Genomic DNA, 17,520 nt, shown 5'->3' on the forward strand with positions numbered 1-17,520 from the left:
CGGCCTCAGCCGCCGGCGAAAGGCGGGAGGACGTCGATGACGTCCTCCGCGCCCAGCGGCACGGAATGGTCCCGTACGGCCACTTCGTTCCGAAGGAAACTGCTGCGGGACATGATCCGTGAAAGTTCCGGGGTTCCGTCCGGCGGCGAAGGCCGCTCGATTGCCAGGGCTGCCTCCAGAAGGGTCGTCAAACTGGTGCCTTCCGGCAGGCGGTGAATCTCTTCCTCAACACCTGCAGCCGCGCGTGCGGCAGCGAAGTAACGGACAAGCAAAGGTTCAGCCTCCGATTGCGCTCATGCTGCGGTCCGGCTGGACGAAGTCCTCCGCGCCGAGACCTGTGTGGTCCATACCGTGCGCCTTGGGCTTGATCCACATGGCGTCCTGCCATCGCCCGGCAATCTGTTCGTCCGTGGCGCCATCACGCAACAGCCCCAGGAGATCGAACTCCTGGCGCGAGAACAGGCAACTCATGATCTTGCCTTCAGCAGTGATGCGTGTCCGGCGGCAGTCCGCACAAAACGGTTCAGTCACGGAGGCAATAATGCCTACGGTACCCAGAACCGGACCTGACGCAGCGCCGGTAGCATCATCCCGCCGTCGGACATCAAAGCGTTCGGCCGGTGCGCCGTCCCGTTCACGCGCGTCGGGGCTCAACACGAAGTCGCGGGAGAGGAGCTCCCTGATTTCCGCGGCAGTGATCATGTCCCGGCGGGTCCACCCGTGGTCCGCATCCAAGGGCATCTGTTCGATGAAACGGAGTTCGTAGCCGCGGTCCAGGGCCCAGGACAACAGATCCGGCGACTCGGCGTCGTTGATACCGCGCATGAGGACGGCGTTGATCTTGACCGGTCCCAGGCCTGCAGCCCACGCGGCGTCGACGCCGGCCAGGACCCGGTCGAGGAAGGGACGGCGCGTCAACTGCGTGAACGTCTCCTCGTGAAGGGAGTCCAGGGAAACATTGATGCGGGTCAAGCCGGCAGCCTTGAGCTTCGCGGCCTTCTTGTCCAGGCCAACACCGTTGGTGGTCATGGAAATGGGAAGGTCCGGGTGGTTGCCGCGGATATCGGCAATGATGTCCGCCAGATCGGCGCGCACCAAGGGCTCACCGCCTGTGAGCCGCAGCTCCCGCACACCCAGTGCGGCCACACCTATACCAACGATCCGGACGATTTCTTCCCGGGTCATCACTGCCTGCTTGGACAGCCATTCCAAGCCCTCGGCAGGCATGCAGTAGGTACATCGCAGATTGCACTTGTCCGTCAGCGAGAGCCGCATATCCGTGGCGCGGCGCCCGTAACGGTCCCACAGCCCGGCGGGCGTGCCGTCCGGGCGCGGCGGTGGCACGGACGCATCGTTGCCTGCGCCGCTGGCGGAAGGCATGCCCAGCTGAACACTCATAAAATCAGGCTACGCCACCGCGGCAACAACAGTGACACCCATGACACTGTCCAGTTCTTACGGAATCCGTACAATCACCGCCGGTGCGGCCAACCTGGGTGTCCGGGCACGTCCACAAACCTATGCTGGGAGCGTGAGCTCATTCATGGCAGCAGCCCCGGAACCGGGCAACCGCCGCATACTCCTGGTCGAAGACGAACAGACCATCGCCGATGTGGTGCGCGACTATTTGGTGCAGGCCGGGTTCCAGGTGGACATGGCCGCCGACGGCTTCACTGCGCTGCAGCTGGCCTCTGAGCGTACCCCGGACCTGGTCATCCTGGACCGCATGCTCCCGGGGTTGGATGGCGTGGAGGTATGCCGCCGCCTGCGGGAAACCATGAGCGTCCCCGTGATCATGGTGACCGCCCTGGGCACCGAGGATGACCGGATCCTTGGCCTGGAAACCGGGGCTGACGATTACGTCACCAAACCCTTCTCGCCCAGGGAACTGGTGCTCCGGGTGAAGTCCGTCCTGCGGCGCAGCGTCCGGGAGTTCACTCCCGAGCCGCCGGTGGAGGCCGCCGGGATCGCCCTTGATCCCGGGTCCCGCACAGTGACCCACCACGGAACCGCCCTGGCGCTCACTGTCCGCGAATTCGACCTCCTGGCCTTCCTGATGCGACACCCCAACCAGGTGTTCAGCCGCGAAGAACTCATCAAAGCGGTCTGGGCCTGGGATTTCGGAGACCTGTCCACGGTGACGGTCCACGTCCGCCGGCTTCGCGAAAAAATCGAGGCCAATCCCACCAAACCCCTGTTGCTGAAGACAGTGTGGGGCGTCGGGTACCGGTTCGACCTCCCGGAGGACCGCGATGGAGGGCAGTGAGCTCTGGACCATCCTGGCATGGGTACTTTTCTGGGCCGTCCTGATCGGCGCCGCAACATCCCTGCTGCTGCGTGTGCTCCGCCGCGCGTCGCTCCTGGCGCAGATCTGCCTGGTGGTGGTGGCCACCGTTGCCGTCTTGGTTGCGGGCATGGTCAGCGCATTCAATGCCATGTTCATTTCCGCCCGGGACCTTGAGGTCATGTGGTACATCCTGGCCATGGCATCCGCTGTGGCCGTTGCCCTTTCCCTGATGCTGGGCGCGGGAGTCTCCAGGAACGCGGCCACGTTGGTGGACTCCGCCCGCAGGATCGGGCGGGGTGAAACGCTGGGCCACCACGCCGGAGCGGCCAGGGCTGCTGCCCCGGCCATGACGTCCGAACTGGCGGCGCTGGCGCAGGAGCTCGAAGCGAGCAGCCGCAGCCTGGCCGAGTCCCGCGAGCGCGAAGCAGCTGTTGAGACTGCCCGAAGGGAGCTGGTGTCCTGGATCTCCCACGACCTCCGCACCCCCTTGGCCAGCATGCGGGCCATGACCGAGGCCTTGGAAGACGGCATGGCAGCAGACGTCCAGGGCTATTACCGGAAGATCATCGGACAGACCGAACAAATGACGGCCATGGTCAACGACCTCCTGGAACTGTCCAAAATCCAGGCCGGCACCCTGCGCCTCCGCTCGGAGCCCTTGGACCTGTACGACCTCGTCAGCGACGCCTTGTCCGATCTCGCCCCGTTGGCCGCGCGTCGGGGAGTCGTGCTCGACGGCGGCGGGGACCGCGAGTGCATGGCGGTGGCTGACGGACCCAGCATGGCCCGGGCCGTGCGGAACATTGTGCTGAACGCCATCATCTACACCCTGCCCGGCACGGACGTGCATGTCAGCGTGGGCAGCAACAACGGGGATGCCGTCATTTCGGTGGACGATCACTGCGGTGGCATCCCGGCGGAAGATCTCCCGCACCTGTTCGAAACCGGCTGGCAAAAGGACCGCGCACGACAAGGCACCCATGGGTCCCACGGCGAATACAGCGGCGCCGGCATTGGCCTGAGCATGGTTGCCGGAATCGTCAAGGCCCACGGCGGATCAATCACCGTGGAAAACATCGACGGCGGATGCCGCTTCGCGCTCACACTACCGGCTGGAGGCACAGCATGAGCACACAAACCACCACGACCCCCCTGCCGCAGCGGCGGCCTGCCCGGCCCGGCACCTGGGCCGCTTTGGCAGGCCTTGCGGCGGGCGCAGCGGGAATCGCCGGCGGGGAACTCGCTGCCGCGTTCCTCAGCCCGCTGGTATCACCGGTGACGGCCCTGGGCGGCGCCGTGATTGACGCCGTGCCGCCGTGGCTCAAGGATGCGGCGATCCAGCTCTTTGGAACCTCGGACAAGGTTGTGCTGGTGGCCTCCATCATGGTGGTGGCAGCTTGCCTTGCCGCCATGGCCGGGCTGCTTGAGCGTCGGCGGGCAGGGCTGGGCCTGGCACTTGCCGCACTTGCGGGCGCAGCGGGACTGACCGCCGTCGTGACGCGGGCGCAAGCCGGTCCGCAAGCGGCCCTGGCCCCCATCATCGCCGCAGCCATCACCATGGTGCTCCTGAGGACCTTGGTCCGGCGGCTGGGCGCATGGGTACCCCCTGGCGCCGACCCTCAGGCGGACCGGGCTCCGCTGGCCCGCCGCAGTTTCCTGAATGCGCTCGCCGGTACCTCAATCGCGGCTGTCGTGGCAGGGACTGTGTCCAGCATCCTTACCCGGGCAACCGCCGTCGCATCGGGCTTCCGCGGTTCCCTGACCCTGCCCGCCCCGGTCACAACCCCACAAGCCATTCCCGCCGGTTCCACCCTTGGCTTGGACGGGATCAGCCCGCTGGTGACCCCCAATGCCGACTTCTACCGGATAGACACTGCGTTGACCGTGCCCGCCATTGATCCTCCCTCATGGAAGCTCAAGGTCACGGGGATGGTGGAACGCGAGATCGAGATTGATTTCGCCACGCTGCTGGCTAAGCCCATGACCGAACGCCACATCACCATCGCCTGCGTTTCCAACAACGTGGGCGGCGAGTTGATTGGCAACGCGCTGTGGCTTGGTTGGCCGGTCCGCGAATTGCTGGCCATGGCCGGGCCCACAGCGGGGGCGGACATGGTGTTCTCCACCAGTAACGACGGGTGGACGGCCAGCACGCCGTTGGAAGCACTGACCGATGATCGTGACGCGCTCCTGGCTGTGGGAATGAATGGAGAACCGCTGCCTTTGGAACACGGATTCCCCGTCCGGATGATTGTGCCCGGACTCTACGGCTTTGTGTCCGCCACCAAATGGCTCACGGAGTTGAAAGTGACCCGTTTTGCCGACGACGTCGCATACTGGACACCGCGTGGCTGGAGCGATCATGGGCCCATCAAAACCCAGTCGCGGATAGATGTGCCCCGCAGCGGCAGGACCGTCAAAGCCGGGACCGTGCGTTTTGGAGGCGTGGCGTGGGCGCAACACCGCGGAGTCCAGCGGGTGGAGGTGAGGATCAACCGGGGAACCTGGAAGCAGGCGGAACTGGGCACCGGAATCTCAACGGACACGTGGTACCAGTGGCAACTCGGCGTGGAACTCACCCCCGGCGACTACGAAGTCCAGGTCCGGGCCACCGACGCCACGGGTACGCCGCAGACCGAGGATAAAGCGCCTGTTGCACCCGACGGCGCCACGGGTTTCCACACCATCAACGTCAAGGTTGATTGAGGACCTAGTCTGGGTACGTCCGGTACTTTTCCGGCCGCCAACGATTCACTACTGAACGATTCATCACAGGAGGACCGCCGTGCCCAGATCCGTTGCAGCCCACCGTCACGCGGTGCTTGAGCTGCTGGCCGCTCCCGCTGCGGCCAAAGGTGTCGAGCATCTTCCGCTGCGCGACGCACTGGGAAAGGCACTGGCCAACCACCTGCATGCACCCATTTCGCTGCCGCCCTTCGCGAACTCCCAGATGGACGGTTTCGCGGTGAGGTCCGCGGACATCCCCGACGGCGGTGCCCGGCTACGGGTGGCCCCTCCGGTGCCGGCGGGCAAGGCGCCCGCGGCCCTTGCACCGGGCTTCGCCGCGCCCATCATGACCGGCGCCCTCATCCCCGAAGGTGCTGACGCCGTCGTTCCCATCGAAAAGGCCGTGCCGGATTCCTTTCCGGATCCCGCGTCCACCGACGCGACCGTTACGTTGCCCGCTGTTGCAGCAGGAACCTACATCCGGAACCAGGGCAGCGACATAGAAGCCGGCCAGTTGGCCCTGCCGGCGGGTACCCGGCTTGGTCCGGCGCAACTGGGCCTGGCAGCCGCGTTGGGACTCAACACCGTGGAGGTCCGGAAAGCGCTGCGGGTCCTGCTGGTCACTACGGGCGACGAAGTGCTGGAACCGGGGGAGCATCTGACCCCAGGCAAGATCTACGACTCCAACGGCACGTTGCTGGAAGCGTCTTTGCAGGAAGCGGGCCTTGGGGTGGTTCGCGCCGGAATCTCCAACGACAATCCGGCCACCTTGCTGGAGGTGCTGGAAAGGCATACGTCCCGGGCCACCAACCCTGTGGACCTGATCATCACCACGGGCGGGGTGAGCAAAGGCGCGTACGAGGTTGTCCGGCAAGCCATGGCCGGCCACCCGGTGGACTTTCTTCCCGTAGCCATGCAGCCGGGAGGCCCGCAGGGGCTGGGCAGTTTCCAGGGAGTACCCTTCCTTGGTTTCCCCGGGAACCCGGTCAGCTGCCTCGTTTCCTTCGAGATGTTCCTGCGGCCGGTTCTCAGGGACCTTCTGGGCACCCCGTCCCCCCGGCACGCACGCAACGTGGTCCTGGCCGAACGCCTGACTTCTCCGGATGGGAAGCACCAGATCCGCCGGGGCAGGGTGGACGGGGACGGAACGGTCCGCATGGAGGGGGGAGCAGGCTCGCACTTGGTCCATGCCCTGGCCCGCGCCAATGCCCTGGTACACATCCCCGCTGACGTCACGGAACTCCCGGCCGGTGCTGAGGTGGAAGTATGGATGCTGTGAATGACATAACCGGCACCCAGCCCAACGCAGGTGGCTTGACCCATCTGCGCCAGGACGGCACAGCACAAATGGTGGACGTCTCGGACAAAGCGGTCACCACCCGTGTGGCCACTGCGACTGCCACGCTGCACAGCACCAAGGAAGTCCTGGCCCTGCTCGGGGCCGGAGAGCTCCCCAAAGGCGACGCGCTCGCCGTGGCGCGGGTGGCAGGGATCATGGCGGCCAAGAAGACCCCGGACCTGATCCCGCTCTGCCATCCCTTGCCGATTTCCAAAGTCACGGTGGATTTTGACCTGGGGGAGGACACCATCGGTGTTGTGGCCACGGTCAAAACCAGGGGAGTCACCGGCGTCGAGATGGAAGCCCTGACGGCTGCTTCCGTTGCCGCGTTGGGCGTCTACGACATGATCAAGGCAGTAGACAAGAATGCCGTGATCACCGACATCCGTGTCCTGGCTAAAAGTGGTGGCAAGAGCGGTGACTGGTCCATCAGCCCCTCATCCAGCCAGTCATCCAATCAGTCCAGCCCCTCATCCAATCAGGAAGGCTCCGACGCATGAGCGCTTGTGAACCCGGGCACGGACCCCGCAAAGCCGGCGTCGTCATTGCCTCAACACGTGCCGCTGCCGGGGTCTACGCGGACGAGACCGGCCCGATCATTGCCGACTGGCTCACGGAACACGGCTTCGATACCTTTCCCGCCATGGTGGTCCCTGACGGTGAGCCGGTGGGCGCAGCCCTGCGGGCCCTGTTGACGCAGGAGCCGGCCGTGATCATCACCAGCGGCGGAACGGGCCTCAGCCCTGACGACCATACGCCGGAGATGACCCTCCCACTTCTGGACCGCGAGATCCCTGGCCTGATGGAAGGCATCCGGCGTGCCGGCGCTGCCAAGACTCCGCTGGCCATGCTGAGCCGTGGCCACGCGGGAGCTGCCGGCACAACGTTCATCATCAACCTCCCGGGTTCTCCCAAAGGCGTGATGGACGGCTTGGCCGTCCTGGACCCCGTGATTGGGCACCTGTGCGATCAATTGGAAGGAAACCATGGGCACTGAAACGGACTTTGAGGTTGTTAACGCGGTCCTGAGCTCCCAGCCGATCTCCGTTGACCAGGCCATCCGTGCCGTGGAGTCGGACACCGCGGGCGCGGTGGTCAGCTTCAGCGGCGTCGTCAGGAACCACGACGGCGGCAAGGCTGTAACCCGGTTGAGCTACAGTGCCCACCCCACAGCGCACCAGGTCATGTCCGACGTCGTGGCCCGCTTGGTGGCGGAGCACTCCGGCGAGGCACAACAGCCCGTCCGGATCTGGGCTGCGCACCGGATCGGGACGTTGGAAATTGGCGATCCCGCACTGGTTTGTGCCGTGGCCGCCGCCCACCGGGGACAGGCTTTCGCGGTCTGCAGCGAACTCGTGGACAGGATCAAAGCCCAAGTGCCCATCTGGAAGGAACAATTCTTCGTGGACGGCACCGTGGAGTGGGTAGGGGCAGGGGAGTAGCCACTGGTCACGGTTCCTGCCGCAGGGCCGCCCGGCGGTAGGGTTGATGCCATGACCGAACAACTCGCTGTTGCAGTGCTGGGCGCCAACGGGCGCATGGGAATCGAGGCCGTGAAGGCCGTGGAAGCAGCTGCGGACATGAAGCTGGTGGCCGCCCTTGGTCGGGGCGACTCCCTGGACGAACTGCTCGACGCCGGAGCCCGCTACGTCGTGGACCTGACTGTTCCCGACATCACTGAGACCAACGTCCGCTTCGCGGTCCAGCACGGCATCCACGCTGTGGTGGGCACCACCGGGTGGAACGCAGGCCGTCTCGAATCCTTGAAGGAGCTTTTGGACCAGCAACCGGACACTGGTGTCCTCATTGCTCCCAACTTTGCCCTCGGGTCCGTCCTCGCCTCCGCATTCGCTGCCAAAGCGTCGCAATACTTTGAATCCGTGGAGATCATCGAGCTTCACCACCCCAACAAGGTGGATGCTCCCTCCGGAACCGCAGTGCGAACTGCCCAGCTCATTGCAGAAGCCCGCCAGGAAGCAGGGATCCCGGCCAGCCCCGACGCTACCGAGACCTCCATGGATGGTGCCCGCGGCTGCGATGTTGACGGCGTTCGCGTCCACAGTGTCCGCCTCCGGGGCCTGGTGGCCCACCAGGAAGTGCTGTTCGGCGGACCGGGCGAGCAATTGACGCTGCGGCACGACTCGTTCGATCGCGCCTCCTTCATGCCGGGGGTGCTGCTGGGACTGCGGAAGGTCGCCCACCATCCCGGCCTCACGGTGGGCCTGGACGGCTACTTGGACCTGGGGCTCTAGCGCCGTGGCGAATCTGTGGACAGCTTTCAAGAACAACCGGACCAAAATCTGGGTCGGTGCCATCACCTTGTTGCTGGTGCTGTACCTGGTGGTCTCCGTGCAGCGTTCGTTCCTTCTGCTGGGCGATCCCAACCTGGTGGCCAAGGGCATAGGTGCCGCCTACCTGGTCCTCCCGGTGATCGGAGCGTGGGCGCTCATCCGCGAACTTCTGTTCGGGGCCCGCACAGAGCAGATGGCCAAGGTCCTCGAGGCCGAGGGCGGACTGCCGGTGGACACGCTGCCCCGCACTCCCGGTGGCCGGATTGTGCGTGCCGCCGCTGATGCCGAGTTTGAAAAGTACCGGGTGGAAGCCGAAGCAGCGCCGGAGGATTGGCGCTCATGGTTCCGCCTGAGCTGCGCCTACGACGCCGCCGGGGACCGCAAGAGAGCCCGCGCGTCCATGCGGGATGCCGTGAAGCTGTTCCGGACTCAGCCCACGACGGCCGGCCGGTAACGCGCCAGCCGGGACGCCTGGTGGGCTACCCATTCCAACGGCCCCCTGCGTCCCAACAATCCAAAGCACACCCCGATGCCCACTGCGCATAGCGCTTGGGCCCAGTACATTCCTTCCGGGGTCCACCCGACGGGAAGCGGCTGGTTGGTGAACCCGGACACCACCCACACATGCGCTGAATACAGCGTCAGCGTCATGGAACCCGGCCCGCTGAGGATCAGCAGGATGTTGGCTCCGGCGCGCTGGACCGCCCCGGCCAGCAGCAACATCGAACCCACCACGGCGGACGCTGTACCGCTGGTGTGCAGCAGGTCCAGGGTGCTGCCCGCGTGGGGTGACGCCGTGGCCAGCCACCACCACGAATCAGTTTGTTGCAGGCCGGTGAGATTGACCTGGAGCATGCTCTGCAGCGGGTATCCCCTGGTCACGGGCAGCGCCTCCAATGCTTCCCGGCCACCCCAAAGTTCCATGGCAACAAAGCCCATGATCTTGGACAGAACAGCGGTGACCACTCCGCAGGCCACCAGCAACACCTGGATCTTCGTGGACGTCAACGCCAGCCTCCCCACCACCAGTCCCACCAGGACATAGGAGAGCCACTGGATCACCGGGTAGTAGCCAGTGATGAAGATGTCTCCCAGCAAGCGTCCGGGCGTTTCAAAATCATCGGTTCCGGGATTGTGCCCCAGGCGCAGGGGCGGGTTTGCGTCCAACAGGACGGGACGGATGAGGAAAGCTGCCAGCGGCGACGCAAGGACCCACGCGAGCGCCCACCAGCACAGGGCACGGAGCCGCATGCCAAGGAACGGGAGTACGCAGAGGAAGAGGAAGGCGTAGTGGACCAGGATCACCGCGATGTTGACGTCCAGGCCGCCCAGCATGAATCCGACGACGGCAATCACCAGGGCGCGCGCTGCCACTCCGCGCCTGGCAGCCCACAGCGCGGCCCCTGTTCGCGGCTCCTGCTTTCCCGTGCTCAGTGCCAGGCCAATACCGGCCAGCACAGCAAACAACGCCGCAGACCTGCCTGAAAAAACCAGTCCCACAAAGGTGGGGTCCCACGCGGGTGGCGGGCCGAAAGTGGGCATCAGGTGGGTGGCCATCATGCCCAGCAATGCTGCGCCGCGGGCGGCGTCAATGCCAATCAAGCGGGGCGAGGCGGCAGCGGCTGGGGACGGATCCCCGTGGCGCGCCGTCTCATGCGAAGTCATGGTGTGATCGTCTCACAGGCCTCCGGGGAGTCCCCTGTAGAGTCCTGAGTCATGGATTCCGTGATGGCCCGGTGGGCCGGGGTATTTGACATTGTCCACGACGCCGATGGCTGGCAGCAGTTCCGCCGGCTGGACAGCACGCTGTTCATGCCGCCGGCAACGGACGGGCTGGAGGAACGCGCAAAGATGTGCGCCGGCATCCATGCGACGTGGACAGCATCAGGCGGCAGGCTGGTCATCGAAGCAGAGGGGCAAGGGGACGGCTCACCTTTCGACGTCCTGGTCAATGGTGCACTGGCACATCGACTTGATGGCCGGGGGCGGGTCAGCCATGACGTTGACCTTGGCCGCATCCCCGCTGGCTCCACCGTCCAGGTGTGGCTGCCGCAGTATGGCTTCCTCCGGGTCCTGGAGATCTCGCTCCGGGGACCGGGGGTGGCCACCGCTCCTGCAGGCGGCAAGCGCTGGGTTGCCTACGGTAGTTCCATCACCCAGTGCCGGCAGGCTGACGGCCCGTCGGAAGCGTGGACGGCGCTGGTTGCCAGGCGTCATGGGTGGCAGTTGCGGTCCTTGGGTTTCGGCAGCGAATGCCATCTGGATCCCGCAGTGCTGGAGACGTTTTCCCAGGTTCCCGCTGACGTCATTTCCTTGTGCCTGGGCATCAACGTCTACAACGCGGCCACCTTCTCCGCCAGGACTTTCGCCAGCCAGGCCCTGGGCTTCATCCGAAGCGTCAGGAAGGCCCATCCAGGTATTCCGCTCGCCGTGATCTCACCAGTGTTGTCCTTGCCGCGCGAGGACGTCCCGAACGCCGTGGGGTGGACGTTGGCGGATTACAGGAAGGCGGTGGGGGATGCCGTGCAGGCGATTCGTGGGCGCGGTGACGCGCTGACGTTCCTCATTGACGGGGAAACCATCCTTACTGCCCGGGAAGCAGCGGACCTGATGCCGGACACTTTGCATCCCAACAACCACGGCTACCGGCTGATGGCTGACAGGGTTGGGCCCCGGCTGGAAGCCCTGGTCGCCAATACCAGGTGACCCGGCGTTAGCAGGTGACCCGCCACTACCAGGTGACCCGCCACTACCAGGTGACCGGTGGGGAGCCCCAGCCTTGTCTTCGAATATATGTTCGAATACCATGAATGCATGAACGATCTCCCCACGCCGCTGGAAGGGCCCAATGGCCCCATGAAGGCGATGAGCCCGGGCGTTGTTGATTTCCTCTTCCGGCAGCTGGTGGCCGGAGAGCCTCCCGAGGATACGCAGTGGCGCAGCGAAGGAAAGGTGTTGGCCGAACAGCCACCCGGGCCTGAGCTGGCACGCAGGCTCTCCGATGCGGACCTGGACTCACTGACGCCCATGGAGTTGTTCGAATACGTCAGGGCCTCGCAGCGCTTGGTTGCTTGGGCGGGGCAACTTAAGGACAGTGCTGTGGCCCGGTACTGCGCTGACCAGCCCACGCGCGCGCAAAAGGCCCAGTAGTCGCGCAAGTGCTCACGTAGTGCTGGATGCGAGGACCATCACTCGAGACCCATTCTTGTAACACGGCCGTCACAGGGTAACGTTTTTCCTATGTCTGACTTGCGCGCGCCCTCTCCTGCACTTGGTACCTTGTTGACCGCCATGGTCACCCCCTTCACTGAAGACGGCAAGGTTGACTATGACCAGGCGGCAGCGTTGGCGGAAAAGCTCGTCCAGGACGGTTGTGACGGGCTGGTTGTCACTGGCACTACCGGCGAAACGTCCACGCTCACCGATGACGAAAACGTCGGAATGTTCCGCGCTGTCAAAGAAGCCGTTGGCGGCAAGGCTGCCATCATCGCGGGCACCGGCACCAACGACACCGCCCACTCAGTGCACCTTTCGCAGCGTGCGGCCGAGGTAGGGGTGGACGGTCTCCTCATCGTCACGCCGTACTACAACAAGCCCAGCCAGGCAGGTGTCCGCGCACACTTCGAAACCATTGCCTCGGCCACTGACCTCCCCGTCATGCTCTATGACATTCCGGGACGTTCCTCCATCGCCATCGCTCCGGAAACCATGATCAGCCTGGCCAAGCACCGGAACATTGTTGCCGTCAAAGACGCCAAAGCCGACTTCGCGGCTGCCACGCGCGTCATGGCGGAGACAGACCTGCTCTTCTACTCCGGTGACGACGGACTGACGCTCCAGTGGATGGCCCTGGGTGCTGTTGGCCTGGTGGGCGTCACCACCCACGTTGCCACGCGGCGCTTCCGCCAGTTGGTGGACGCCGTCAATGCCAATGACCTCGCTACCGCGCGGTCCATCAATTTTGAACTGGAACCCGTGGTGCGTGGAACCATGACCCGGGTCCAAGGCGCTGTTGCCGCCAAGCAGATTCTCAAGTGGCAGGGAGTCCTGCCCAACTCGGTTGTCCGTTTGCCCCTCGTGGAGCCGGACGCGGCCGAGATCGACACCATCCGCGGGGACTTGGCAGAAGCCGGAATGGACTTCACCGTCTAGGACGCTTCGCCGGAAAGTAGCAAAACATGACCCAAACCGCCCTTCCCGGATTGGTTACTCCGCCTAAATTGCCCAAAGGCACTCTGCGGATCGTTCCGCTCGGCGGACTGGGGGAGATCGGCCGCAACATGGCGGTCTTCGAAATCGACGGCAAATTGCTGGTTGTTGACTGCGGGGTACTGTTCCCGGAGGAAACCCAGCCTGGCGTGGATTTGATTCTTCCCGATTTCTCGTACATCGAGGATCGGTTGGATGACGTGGTGGGCGTAGTGCTGACCCACGGCCACGAGGACCACATTGGTGCAGTTCCCTACCTGTTGCGCCTGAAGGCGGACATCCCCCTGATTGGCTCGCAGCTCACCCTTGCCCTGGTGGAAGCGAAGCTCCAGGAACACCGGATCAAGCCCTACACCCTCACGGTCAAAGAGGGCCAGGTGGAGCAGTTCGGACCATTCGAGTGCGAATTCGTGGCCGTCAACCACTCCATTCCGGACGCGCTGGCTGTCTTCATCCGTACAGACGGCGGAAACGTCCTGCACACCGGCGACTTCAAGATGGACCAGCTGCCGCTTGATGGCCGCATCACCGATCTCCGGCACTTCGCGCGGCTTGGCGAAGAAGGCGTGGATCTCTTCATGGCCGATTCCACCAACGCCGACGTGCCCGGCTTCACCACGGCCGAAAAAGAAATCGGGCCCACCTTGGACCGTCTGTTCGGGCAGGCAAAGAAGCGCCTCATCGTCGCGTCCTTCTCTTCCCACGTCCACAGGGTGCAGCAGGTCCTGGATGCGGCTGAAAAGCACGGACGCAAAGTGGCCTTCGTGGGCCGGTCCATGGTCCGCAACATGGCCATAGCGGCAAAACTCGGTTACCTCGATGTTCCGGACAACATCCTGGTGGACATCAAGAACATCGACAACATGCCGGATGACCGGGTGGTCCTGATGTCCACCGGTTCCCAGGGTGAGCCCATGGCTGCCCTGTCCCGGATGGCCAATGGCGATCACCGCGTGATCGTGGGCAAGGGCGATACCGTCATCCTGGCCTCCAGCCTGATTCCCGGCAACGAGAATGCGGTGTTCCGCATCATCAACGGCCTGCTGAAGCTGGGTGCAGACGTCATCCACAAGGGCACCGCAAAAGTCCACGTGTCTGGTCACGCTGCCGCCGGCGAACTGCTGTACTGCTACAACATCCTTGAACCGCTGAACGCCATGCCGGTGCACGGCGAAACCCGCCACCTCATCGCCAACGGCAACATCGCTTTGGAATCCGGAGTTCCTTCGGAGGGCATCATCCTCAGCGACAACGGAACAGTCATTGACCTCAAGAACCACAAGGCCACAGTGGTGGGGCAGGTGGAGGTCGGCTTCGTCTACGTTGACGGCTCCAGCGTCGGCGAAATCACGGATGCCGATTTGAAGGATCGCCGCATCCTGGGCGATGAGGGCTTTATCTCCATCATCACCGTCATCAACCGCACCACGGGCAAGATCGTCTCCGGTCCGGAGATCCACGCCCGCGGCGTGGCAGAGGACGACTCTGTGTTCGATGAGATCATTCCCAAGATCAATGCTGCGCTGGAAGATGCAGTGCTCAACCATGCGGACCACACCAACCACCAGCTGCAGCAGGTGGTGCGACGGATCATCGGCACCTGGGTGAACCGCAAGCTCCGCCGCCGTCCCATGATCATTCCGGTGGTCCTGGAGGCATAGGCAGCAGGACAACAGCAACATGCATGCCCAAGGGGGCCTGAAATCCGCGGATTACAGGCCCCCTTGGGGTACCGTGGCTGTTATGGCGACCCGTACTACCTCCACGCCACGAGGCAGCTCCAGCAGTAAAACCGGCGGAACAGGCCGGGGTGCTGCTGCATCCAAAAGCACCACGTCGGCAAGCAAGAATGGCCGGGGGAGTACGGCCCGCACCAAGCAGATTGCTGCCGTGGAGCCCCAGGCCCCGCTGCCCCTTCGCATGGTGGCGTCCGCTTGGCAAGGCATCGGACACGTGGTGGGCGCCGGAGTACGGCGCATCGGCCAGGACGTCAGTGACCTTGATCCGGAAGACCGCCGCGACGGCGCAGCCCTCTTCAACCTGGTCCTGGGCGCAGGGATCGCCACGTTCGCCTGGTGGGGTCTGACCGGCTGGCTTCCCGACGCCGTCTACAGCGTCGTCAACGGGACGTTCGGATGGATGTCATTGCTGCTTCCGCTGATGTTGTTCGTGTGCGCCTTCAGGTTGTTCCGCAAGCCGCAGGACGGCCGGGGGAACAACCGCGTCGGCATCGGTTTCCTGGTGATGACCCTGGCCGGTTCTGCCCTGGCGCACGTCATCGGCGGACTTCCCACTGTGGCTGATGGTTTTGACGGTCTCCGCAAGGCCGGGGGCATGCTCGGTTTCCTGGCTGCGGCTCCCTTCGCGGCCATCCACCCGGCCATCCCGGTGATCATCTACAGCCTGCTTGCGTTCGTTTCGGTCCTTATTGTCACGGCCACGCCGTTCGGGTCCATCCCGTCCAGGATCAGGGGAGCCTACGAGCACCTGATGGGTGTGGACCTGGTGGATGGCGGGGCCAAGGACGGTCACGACCGCAGCTACCTGTACGAGAATGATTCGCCGTCCAAGCCCCGCAAAAAGAAGCGGATGCGGCTGTTCGGCAAAGATGAAAATCCCGACGGCGGGATCGAAGGGTACGTCGGTGACGAGGCCTTCGAGCACGCCATAGTGGACGACGACGAGGCGCCACGTTCGTCCGAACCGCGGGTACCGCCGGGCGTACGGCGGCCCACCCAGGCTGAGATCGCCGTCGGAAAGATCAAGGCAGCGCAGGGGCTTGCCGGCGCAACGCCGGGCATCGACAACCCCACTGAAGCCATTCCCGTCCTGACCCCCGAGCTGTCCGGCCAGGCAGTGGCTGCCGCCCAGCCCGCCCCGGTTGCCCAGGTCCCGGCCAAGCCGGCCGGCGCTCCGCTTCCGCAGGCACCCATTCCCCAACGCACGGAGCAGTTGTCGCTCGCCGGCGACGTCACCTACACCCTCCCCGCGTCTGATTACCTGACCCCCGGGTCAATCCCGAAGGAGCGCACCGAGGCCAACGATGCCGTTGTTGCTGCCCTGACGGACACCTTGACGCAATTCAACGTAGAGGCAGCGGTGACCGGCTTCAGCCGTGGTCCCACGGTCACCCGGTACGAAATCGAGCTTTCCCCCGGCACCAAGGTGGAGCGCGTCACTGCGTTGTCCAAAAACATTTCCTACGCCGTGGCCTCCAGTGATGTCCGTATCCTCAGCCCTATTCCGGGGAAGTCGGCCATCGGTATCGAAATTCCCAACACGGACCGCGAAACGGTGTCCCTGGGCGACGTCCTGCGCAGCCAGAACGCCCGCCGCACGGACCACCCCATGGTGATGGGTGTGGGCAAGGACGTCGAGGGCGGCTACGTCGTGGCCAACCTCGCCAAGATGCCCCACCTGTTGGTGGCCGGTGCCACGGGCGCCGGTAAATCCAGCTTCGTCAACTCCATGATCACTTCCATCCTGATGCGTGCAACGCCGGATGAGGTCCGCATGGTCATGGTGGATCCCAAGCGCGTGGAACTCACGGCCTACGAAGGCGTTCCGCACCTGATTACGCCCATCATCACCAACCCCAAAAAGGCAGCAGAAGCACTGCAATGGGTGGTGCGGGAGATGGACGCACGCTACGACGACCTCGCCAACTACGGCTTCAAGCACATTGACGATTTCAACAAGGCAGTCCGGGCCGGCAAGGTGGTTCCTCCGGTTGACTCCAAGCGTGTCATCAAGCCTTACCCGTACCTTCTGGTCATCGTGGACGAGCTCGCCGACCTCATGATGGTGGCTCCGCGGGACGTGGAAGACTCCATTGTCCGCATCACGCAGCTTGCCCGCGCGGCAGGCATCCACCTGGTCCTGGCAACCCAACGCCCCTCCGTTGACGTGGTCACGGGCCTCATCAAGGCCAACGTTCCTTCCCGCATGGCCTTTGCGACGTCGTCGGTCACCGACTCCCGCGTGGTGCTTGATCAGCCCGGCGCGGAAAAACTGATCGGACAGGGCGACGCCTTGTTCCTCCCCATGGGCGCCTCCAAGGCCATGCGTGTCCAGGGCGCTTGGGTCACTGAATCCGAAATCCACAAGGTTGTGGAGCACGTAAAGGGGCAGCTGCAGGCCGTCTACCGGGACGATGTGGCTGCCGAAGCGCCGAAGAAGCAGATCGACGATGACATCGGGGACGACCTCGAGGTGCTGCTGCAGGCCACCGAGCTTGTGGTCACCACGCAGTTTGGCTCAACCTCCATGCTTCAGCGCAAGCTTCGCGTCGGTTTCGCCAAGGCGGGCCGCTTGATGGACTTGTTGGAATCCCGCGGCGTGGTGGGTCCTTCGGAGGGATCCAAGGCCCGTGACGTCCTGGTCAAGCCGGATGACCTGGCTGCTGTACTGGCAGCCATGAAGGGACAGGAGGCACCCGCTGCCCCCGACTCGCAGACCGCGGCTTTGAGCGACAACGCGAACTCGAACATCGCCGTCGGAGGCTACGCGGAGGACCTCGTCGCGGCGGACTTGGACAACAGGACGCAGGCCATCGAGTATTACGACGGCGCGGACGGGCCGAAGGATGACGAGGGCGGCGAAGACGCCTGGTCACTGACCGGACGCTAGGCCGTCGCAGCCCTGACGGCAGGCCCAAAGACGGTAGC

General features: G+C 64.5%; 17 protein-coding genes. 14 read left to right on the forward strand and 3 right to left on the reverse strand.

Features of this window, described 5'->3' with window-relative positions:
- Positions 1–5: 5 nt before the first annotated feature.
- Both JOE60_RS06850 and moaA read right to left on the reverse strand, forming a co-directional pair.
- Positions 6–272 (reverse strand): MoaD/ThiS family protein, encoded by a 267-nt coding sequence (locus JOE60_RS06850; protein WP_167264872.1) that lies wholly within the window; start codon positions 270–272, stop codon positions 6–8.
- Positions 273–276: 4 nt separating this feature from the next.
- Positions 277–1,398 (reverse strand): GTP 3',8-cyclase MoaA, encoded by a 1,122-nt coding sequence (moaA, locus tag JOE60_RS06855; RefSeq protein ID WP_167264873.1) that lies wholly within the window; start codon positions 1,396–1,398, stop codon positions 277–279.
- Between the two features lie 145 nt (positions 1,399–1,543).
- On the opposite strand from moaA, the gene JOE60_RS06860 reads away from it, so the two are divergent.
- The 9 genes from JOE60_RS06860 (at position 1,544) to JOE60_RS06900 (ending at position 9,098) form a co-directional block, all read left to right on the forward strand.
- Positions 1,544–2,266, forward strand: a complete 723-nt coding sequence (locus JOE60_RS06860; protein WP_167264977.1) for a response regulator transcription factor — start codon at positions 1,544–1,546, stop codon at positions 2,264–2,266.
- Positions 2,253–3,416, forward strand: a complete 1,164-nt coding sequence (locus JOE60_RS06865) for a sensor histidine kinase (protein ID WP_167264874.1) — start codon at positions 2,253–2,255, stop codon at positions 3,414–3,416. Before JOE60_RS06860 ends, JOE60_RS06865 begins: the two co-directional genes overlap by 14 nt.
- Entirely contained in the window at positions 3,413–4,993 is a 1,581-nt protein-coding gene (locus tag JOE60_RS06870) for a molybdopterin-dependent oxidoreductase (protein WP_167264875.1), read from the forward strand. Before JOE60_RS06865 ends, JOE60_RS06870 begins: the two co-directional genes overlap by 4 nt.
- Before the next feature lie 79 nt (positions 4,994–5,072).
- Positions 5,073–6,293 (forward strand): molybdenum cofactor synthesis domain-containing protein, encoded by a 1,221-nt coding sequence (locus JOE60_RS06875; RefSeq protein WP_167264876.1) that lies wholly within the window; start codon positions 5,073–5,075, stop codon positions 6,291–6,293.
- Entirely contained in the window at positions 6,281–6,853 is a 573-nt protein-coding gene (gene moaC / locus JOE60_RS06880; RefSeq protein ID WP_167264877.1) for a cyclic pyranopterin monophosphate synthase MoaC, read from the forward strand. The genes JOE60_RS06875 and moaC overlap by 13 nt, the downstream gene beginning before the upstream one ends.
- Complete coding sequence (locus tag JOE60_RS06885; protein ID WP_167264878.1) at positions 6,850–7,350, forward strand: MogA/MoaB family molybdenum cofactor biosynthesis protein; 501 nt, start codon at positions 6,850–6,852, stop codon at positions 7,348–7,350. The genes moaC and JOE60_RS06885 overlap by 4 nt, the downstream gene beginning before the upstream one ends.
- On the forward strand, positions 7,340–7,795 hold the full coding sequence (locus tag JOE60_RS06890) for a molybdenum cofactor biosynthesis protein MoaE (protein WP_167264879.1): 456 nt from the start codon (positions 7,340–7,342) through the stop codon (positions 7,793–7,795). The genes JOE60_RS06885 and JOE60_RS06890 overlap by 11 nt, the downstream gene beginning before the upstream one ends.
- A gap of 51 nt (positions 7,796–7,846) precedes the next feature.
- Positions 7,847–8,605 (forward strand): 4-hydroxy-tetrahydrodipicolinate reductase, encoded by a 759-nt coding sequence (gene dapB, locus JOE60_RS06895; protein WP_167264880.1) that lies wholly within the window; start codon positions 7,847–7,849, stop codon positions 8,603–8,605.
- A 4-nt stretch (positions 8,606–8,609) separates the two neighbouring features.
- The gene (locus JOE60_RS06900) at positions 8,610–9,098 is read left to right on the forward strand and encodes a hypothetical protein (protein ID WP_167264881.1); all 489 of its coding nucleotides are present in this window, start codon (positions 8,610–8,612) and stop codon (positions 9,096–9,098) included.
- Here JOE60_RS06900 and JOE60_RS06905 read toward each other — a convergent pair.
- Positions 9,074–10,309, reverse strand: coding sequence for a heparan-alpha-glucosaminide N-acetyltransferase domain-containing protein (locus JOE60_RS06905; protein WP_167264882.1), 1,236 nt, complete (start codon positions 10,307–10,309; stop codon positions 9,074–9,076). The genes JOE60_RS06900 and JOE60_RS06905 overlap by 25 nt on opposite strands.
- A gap of 51 nt (positions 10,310–10,360) precedes the next feature.
- Between JOE60_RS06905 and JOE60_RS06910 the strand changes: the two genes are divergently transcribed.
- The 5 genes from JOE60_RS06910 to JOE60_RS06930 all read left to right on the forward strand — a co-directional run bounded on the left by JOE60_RS06910 (position 10,361) and on the right by JOE60_RS06930 (position 17,482).
- Positions 10,361–11,350, forward strand: a complete 990-nt coding sequence (locus tag JOE60_RS06910; RefSeq protein ID WP_167264883.1) for an SGNH/GDSL hydrolase family protein — start codon at positions 10,361–10,363, stop codon at positions 11,348–11,350.
- A gap of 108 nt (positions 11,351–11,458) precedes the next feature.
- Positions 11,459–11,794: a hypothetical protein gene (locus JOE60_RS06915; RefSeq protein ID WP_167264884.1), complete on the forward strand. Its 336-nt coding sequence runs from the start codon at positions 11,459–11,461 to the stop codon at positions 11,792–11,794.
- Positions 11,795–11,884: 90 nt separating this feature from the next.
- The gene (gene dapA, locus JOE60_RS06920) at positions 11,885–12,796 is read left to right on the forward strand and encodes a 4-hydroxy-tetrahydrodipicolinate synthase (RefSeq protein WP_167264885.1); all 912 of its coding nucleotides are present in this window, start codon (positions 11,885–11,887) and stop codon (positions 12,794–12,796) included.
- A 26-nt stretch (positions 12,797–12,822) separates the two neighbouring features.
- Entirely contained in the window at positions 12,823–14,514 is a 1,692-nt protein-coding gene (locus JOE60_RS06925) for a ribonuclease J (protein ID WP_167264886.1), read from the forward strand.
- A gap of 82 nt (positions 14,515–14,596) precedes the next feature.
- Entirely contained in the window at positions 14,597–17,482 is a 2,886-nt protein-coding gene (locus JOE60_RS06930; protein WP_167264887.1) for an FtsK/SpoIIIE family DNA translocase, read from the forward strand.
- The last annotated feature ends 38 nt before the right edge of the window (positions 17,483–17,520 follow it).

The organism is Paenarthrobacter ilicis, from assembly GCF_016907545.1.
GTDB classification, from domain to species: Bacteria; Actinomycetota; Actinomycetes; order Actinomycetales; family Micrococcaceae; genus Arthrobacter; species Arthrobacter ilicis.